Raw genomic sequence first — 6,399 nt, 5'->3', positions numbered from 1 at the left:
CGCCAAGCAACTAAAACACGAGTCTTTTGATTCGTGTTTTTTTGTGTTTTCTTTTATAATTCATAGTAATTTAAAAAATCTTTACTTAAAGAATCACTCTTTTGATTAAAGATTGAGAAATGTGGCTAGGATAGTGAATAAGCAAAAGAGTTGCAAATTTTTTTAATACGTATATAATTAAAGTCAAAGATAGTCAAAGTCAATAAAGGTGGCGGATAAATGAGAAATATATCTGATATCATTGAGAAATATCTAAAGCAAGTTATTGACTTAAGCAATAATAATGTGATTGAAATCAAGAGGAATGAGATCGCAGATCGATTCGATTGTGTGCCATCTCAAATCAACTATGTAATCAATACCCGTTTTACGTTAGAAAGAGGATTCGTAGTAGAAAGTAAACGAGGTGGAGGAGGTTACATTCGCATTATAAAAGTCAAACTGCATAACGATATAGACATTATTGATCAAATGCTTCATATGATTGATCATAGCGTTGCACAAGGAAATGCAGAAAGCATGATTATACGTTTAATAGAAGAGGGTATTATAACAAATCGTGAAGCTAAACTTATGTTAAGCGTACTAGATCGTTCTGTATTATTAATGGATGTTCCTTCTCGAGATGAACTTAGGGCTCGAATATTATGCGCAATGTTAAGAACACTGAAATATAAATAAATATAACTTTTGTTACGAATGATAACTAAGATAGTGCAGTTTAATATTGTAGAGATTTTGAAAGATAGCATGTACTTTTATTAAATGGATTAAGGAAAGAGAACAATCTAGTAATGTATGAAAAGTATCATGAGATAGATCGTTCCTGTTGTAAAGGTGGGGATAGCGATGACTTGTCAAAACTGTAATATAAGACCAGCAACTTTACATTATACAAAAGTAATCAACGAGAAAAAGGCGGAAGTTCATCTTTGTGAGGAGTGTGCAGAACAAAGTGGCTATACGTCTTTCTTTCAATCACCGCAGTCTAATTTTTCGTTTCACGATCTATTAGCTGGATTATTACATGGTGAACCAGCAATGTTTGAAGAAGGACAGAATACATTTTCAAATGCAAGTATATTAAGATGTCCCAATTGTAAGATGACATATGAACAGTTTACAAAAGTGGGACGCTTTGGGTGTGCATCTTGTTATGACACCTTTAAGGAACATTTAAAGCCACTATTAAAACGTCTTCATGGTGGGCATACAGATCATTGTGGAAAAATTCCAGAACGTATAGAAGGAAATATCTACTTAAAGAAAGAATTAGATGAACTAAAACTCAATCTGAAACAATATGTACAGAAAGAGGAATTTGAGAAAGCAGCTGAAATACGAGATAAAATTCGAGCTCTTGAAAATCAGCTTAGTGAGCATAGAGAGGGGGAATAGTTCTATGTCACTGGACAGAATTATGAATGAAGCGATTAGTCCATGGATGAAGGGGGATGGCCCTGATTCTGATATTGTTTTAAGTAGTCGAATTCGTTTGGCTCGTAATTTAAAAAAATATCAATTCTCTACTATGCAAAACGAGGAAGAAGCTAAACAGATTCATGAATTATTTAAGAAGAAGTTTATAAATAAACCAGTAGAACCTTTTGGAGAGTTTGAACTATTAAAAATGAATGAATTAAATCCTCTTCAAAGGAGAGTTTTAGTTGAGAAGCATTTAATTAGTCCAAATCTTGCAGGAACAGAATACGGAGCATGCCTACTATCAGAAAGTGAACATATAAGTATCATGCTTAATGAAGAAGATCATGTTAGGATTCAGTGCCTATTTTCAGGATTACAGTTATCAGAGGCGCTTCAAAGTGCCAATCAAATAGATAATTGGATCGAGGAAGAGGTTGAATATGCTTTTGATGAATCGCTTGGATATATTACGAGTTGTCCCACTAACGTCGGTACAGGATTAAGGGCTTCGGTAATGATTCATTTACCGGGACTGGTTTTAACGAAAAGAATTAACCGTATTATACAAGTAATTCAAAAATTAGGGCTAGTAGTAAGAGGAATATACGGTGAAGGTAGCGAAGCGTTAGGTAATATATTTCAAGTGTCAAATCAAATGACACTAGGGAAATCAGAAGAAGATATTATTGCAGATTTAAAGAGTGTCATCCAACAAATCATACAACAAGAAAAAATGGCTAGAGAATTAATTGTACAAAATTCAAGTATTGAGCTTGAAGATAAAGTATATCGTTCTTACGGCATACTAGCTAACAGTCGTTTAATTCAATCTGCGGAAGCAGCAACTTGCTTATCAGATGTACGACTTGGTATTGACCTAGGATATATACAAGGTATATCGAGAAATATTTTGACTGAATTAATGGTTCTTACTCAGCCAGGCATTTTGCAACAATATGCAGGAGGACCTTTAGGACCAGAAGAAAGAGATTATCGAAGAGCAACCTTAATCCGTGAGCGATTACGAATTGAACAAAATTAAGCGCAAGTAGGAGGCGATTTCTATGATGTTTGGAAGATTTACAGAACGAGCACAGAAAGTATTAGCTTTATCTCAAGAGGAAGCAATTCGCATTGGGCATAATAATATTGGAACAGAACATATTTTACTTGGGCTTGTACGCGAAGGTGAAGGAATTGCAGCAAAAGCGTTAATTGCTCTTGGATTAAGTCCAGAGAAAGTTCAAAAAGAGGTAGAAGCATTAATTGGACGTGGAACGGAAGCTTCTCAAACAGTACATTACACACCTCGTGCTAAAAAAGTTATTGAGTTGTCTATGGACGAAGCTCGTAAATTGGGCCATTCCTACGTTGGAACAGAACATATTTTACTTGGTTTAATCCGTGAAGGTGAAGGTGTAGCAGCACGTGTTTTAAATAATTTAGGTGTAAGCCTAAATAAAGCAAGACAACAAGTGTTACAACTCCTTGGAAGTAATGAAGCTAGTTCAGGTCATCAAGGTGGTTCATCAACAAATGCGAATACACCTACACTTGACAGTTTAGCACGTGATTTAACAGTTGTTGCACGTGAAAGCAGACTAGATCCTGTTATTGGACGTAGTAAAGAAATTCAACGCGTAATTGAAGTGTTAAGTCGTAGAACAAAAAACAATCCAGTATTAATTGGAGAGCCTGGTGTAGGTAAAACGGCAATTGCAGAAGGGTTAGCGCAACAAATTGTAAATAATGAAGTTCCTGAAACGTTAAGAGATAAGCGTGTTATGACATTAGATATGGGTACAGTTGTTGCTGGTACAAAATATCGTGGTGAATTTGAGGATCGTTTAAAGAAAGTGATGGATGAGATTCGCCAAGCTGGTAACATTATTCTATTTATTGATGAGCTTCATACGTTAATTGGTGCAGGAGGGGCGGAAGGTGCAATTGATGCATCGAATATTTTAAAACCATCTTTAGCACGTGGTGAATTACAATGTATTGGTGCAACAACTTTAGATGAGTATCGCAAATATATTGAAAAAGATGCGGCATTAGAAAGACGTTTCCAACCAATTCATGTTGATGAACCAAACTTAGAAGAATCAATTCAAATTTTAAAAGGTTTACGTGACCGTTATGAGGCGCATCACCGCGTATCTATTACAGACGATGCAATAGATGCGGCTGTAAAACTTTCAGATCGTTACATTACAGACCGTTTCTTACCTGATAAAGCAATCGATTTAATTGATGAAGCTGCATCAAAAGTGCGCTTACGTTCTTATACAACACCGCCAAACTTAAAAGAGCTTGAAGTGAAGCTTGAGGAAATTCGAAAAGAAAAAGATGCAGCTGTACAAAGCCAAGAATTTGAAAAAGCTGCTTCCTTACGTGATATGGAACAACGTTTACGTGAAAAGTTAGAAGATACAAAGCGTCAGTGGAAAGAGCAACAAGGAAAAGAAAACTCAGAAGTAACAGTAGAAGATATTGCAAATGTCGTTTCCACATGGACACGTATTCCGGTTTCTAAACTTGCACAAACAGAGACGGATAAATTATTAAACTTAGAATCAATTTTACACGATCGTTTAATTGGGCAGGAAGAAGCAGTCGTAGCTGTGGCAAAAGCTGTTCGTCGTGCGAGAGCGGGATTAAAAGATCCGAAACGCCCAATTGGCTCATTTATTTTCTTAGGGCCGACTGGTGTAGGTAAAACGGAACTAGCGAGGGCATTAGCGGAATCTATGTTCGGTGATGAGGATGCAATGATCCGCATCGATATGTCTGAGTACATGGAAAAGCATTCTACTTCTCGTTTAGTTGGATCTCCTCCAGGATATGTTGGATATGAAGAAGGTGGACAATTAACAGAGAAAGTTCGTCGTAAGCCATATTCAGTTGTCTTATTAGATGAAGTAGAGAAAGCTCATCCTGATGTGTTTAATATTTTATTACAAGTATTAGAAGACGGCCGTTTAACAGATTCTAAAGGACGTACAGTTGATTTCCGTAATACAATTGTTATTATGACGTCTAATGTTGGTGCAGAGGCGTTAAAACGTAATAAACATCTTGGATTTAACGTACAAGATGAGAGCCGTGATTATTCGGATATGAAAGGTAAAGTAATGGATGAATTGAAAAAAGCATTTCGTCCAGAATTCTTAAACCGTATCGATGAAATTATCGTGTTCCATATGCTTGAGAAAAAACATATTCAAGAAATTGTAACACTTATGGTAAATCAGTTAGTGAATCGCTTAAAAGAACAAGAAATTGAATTGCACTTAACAGAAGGAGCAATTTCAGCAATTGCGGATAAAGGATTTGATCGTGAGTACGGTGCTCGTCCGCTTCGTAGAGCAATTCAGAAACATGTAGAAGATAGACTATCAGAAGAGCTTTTAAAAGGTGCTATTGAGAAAGGACAAAAAGTTATCTTTGATGTAGAAGGAGAATCATTTGTCATTCATAGTGCGGAAAAGGTAAAATAAGTATAGACAAACAAAGAGGGCTACGCGATAGCCCTCTTTCTTGTACGAGAAGGATAAACGTTTATAGATGAAAGTGAAGTGAACTATAAAAAGATATGGCTAAAAAGAAAACAAAATTTACATGTCAAGAATGTGGTTATCAGTCACCAAAATATATGGGGAAATGTCCTGGATGTGGTCAATGGAATACGCTTGTTGAAGAGATGGAACCAGTTGTATCGTCAAGGCGCCTTAATTATGTAAATGCAATTCAATCAGAAGTAACAAAACCAAGACGCCTAACAGAAGTAGAAACAAAGTCTGAGGCGCGTATTGAAACGAAATTTCAGGAGTTTAACCGTGTACTTGGTGGCGGCATTGTAGATGGATCTTTAGTACTCATTGGTGGAGATCCTGGGATTGGGAAATCGACATTGCTATTACAGATTTCATCGCAATTAGCAGATTCTTCATATGATGTACTATATATATCGGGTGAGGAGTCGGCAAAGCAGATAAAACTTCGTGCAGATCGTTTGCATGTAAAGGGTAGTAATTTATTCGTTGTATCAGAGACTGACTTACAACGAATTGCAGCACATATTGAAGAGATGAATCCAGCTTTTGTTGTTATTGACTCTATTCAAACGATACATTTACCCGAAGTGACGTCAGCTCCTGGAAGTGTGGCACAAGTACGTGAATGTACAGCAGAACTAATGAAACTTGCAAAGACAAAGGGGATCCCTATTTTTATCGTCGGACATGTGACAAAAGAGGGTGCAATTGCAGGGCCGCGTATGTTAGAACATATGGTTGATGCAGTTCTTTACTTTGAAGGAGATCGCCACCATACATATCGTATTTTGCGGGCTGTTAAGAACCGTTTTGGTTCCACGAATGAAATGGGTATCTTTGAAATGAAGGAACTCGGTCTTGCGGAAGTCTTAAACCCTTCTGAAATTTTCCTTGAGGAAAGGCCGGTTGGAGTCGCAGGATCCACAGTGGTTGCTTCAATGGAAGGAACAAGACCGGTTTTAGTAGAAATACAAGCATTAATCTCCCCTACTAGTTTTGGAAACCCTCGAAGAATGGCGACGGGAATTGATCATAACCGCGTTTCACTTATTATGGCAGTGCTAGAAAAAAGAACAGGTTTATTGTTGCAAAATCAAGATGCGTATTTAAAAGTCGCAGGTGGTTTGAAATTAGATGAACCAGCAATTGATTTAGCTGTCGCATTAAGTATCGCTTCAAGTTTCAGGGATAAATCTACTGCACCAACTGATGCAGTAATAGGAGAAGTAGGACTAACTGGAGAAATAAGAAGAGTATCAAGAATTGAACAACGTGTACAAGAAGCAGCGAAATTAGGATTTCAACGTGCTATTATTCCTAGAAAAAATTTAGGGGGATGGACAATTCCGGATGGGATTGAGGTAGTGGGTGTTTCTAATTTAGGAGAAGCGCTTCGTTTGACATTAGGAGGCTAGGC

At 36.9% G+C, this 6,399-nt stretch carries 5 protein-coding genes; all 5 read left to right on the top strand.

Features of this window, described 5'->3' with window-relative positions:
- Positions 1-219 precede the first annotated feature (219 nt).
- The 5 genes from ctsR to radA all read left to right on the top strand — a co-directional run bounded on the left by ctsR (position 220) and on the right by radA (position 6,397).
- Positions 220-681, top strand: coding sequence for a transcriptional regulator CtsR (gene ctsR, locus VK90_RS18100; RefSeq protein WP_048374311.1), 462 nt, complete (start codon positions 220-222; stop codon positions 679-681).
- Positions 682-849: 168 nt separating this feature from the next.
- A complete protein-coding gene (locus VK90_RS18095) occupies positions 850-1,398 on the top strand; it encodes a UvrB/UvrC motif-containing protein (protein ID WP_025149639.1) in 549 nt (182 codons plus the stop codon).
- A gap of 4 nt (positions 1,399-1,402) precedes the next feature.
- Positions 1,403-2,467 (top strand): protein arginine kinase, encoded by a 1,065-nt coding sequence (locus VK90_RS18090; protein WP_048374310.1) that lies wholly within the window; start codon positions 1,403-1,405, stop codon positions 2,465-2,467.
- Positions 2,468-2,489: 22 nt separating this feature from the next.
- On the top strand, positions 2,490-4,925 hold the full coding sequence (clpC, locus tag VK90_RS18085) for an ATP-dependent protease ATP-binding subunit ClpC (protein WP_025149637.1): 2,436 nt from the start codon (positions 2,490-2,492) through the stop codon (positions 4,923-4,925).
- 95 nt (positions 4,926-5,020) lie between these two features.
- On the top strand, positions 5,021-6,397 hold the full coding sequence (gene radA / locus VK90_RS18080) for a DNA repair protein RadA (RefSeq protein WP_048374309.1): 1,377 nt from the start codon (positions 5,021-5,023) through the stop codon (positions 6,395-6,397).
- Positions 6,398-6,399: the final 2 nt, after the last annotated feature.

Source organism: Bacillus sp. LK2 (assembly GCF_001043575.1).
Classification (GTDB): domain Bacteria; phylum Bacillota; class Bacilli; order Bacillales; family Bacillaceae_G; genus Bacillus_A; species Bacillus_A paramycoides.
Note: the sequence above shows the minus strand (reverse complement) of the source record. Positions and strands in the feature narration are given on the sequence as shown.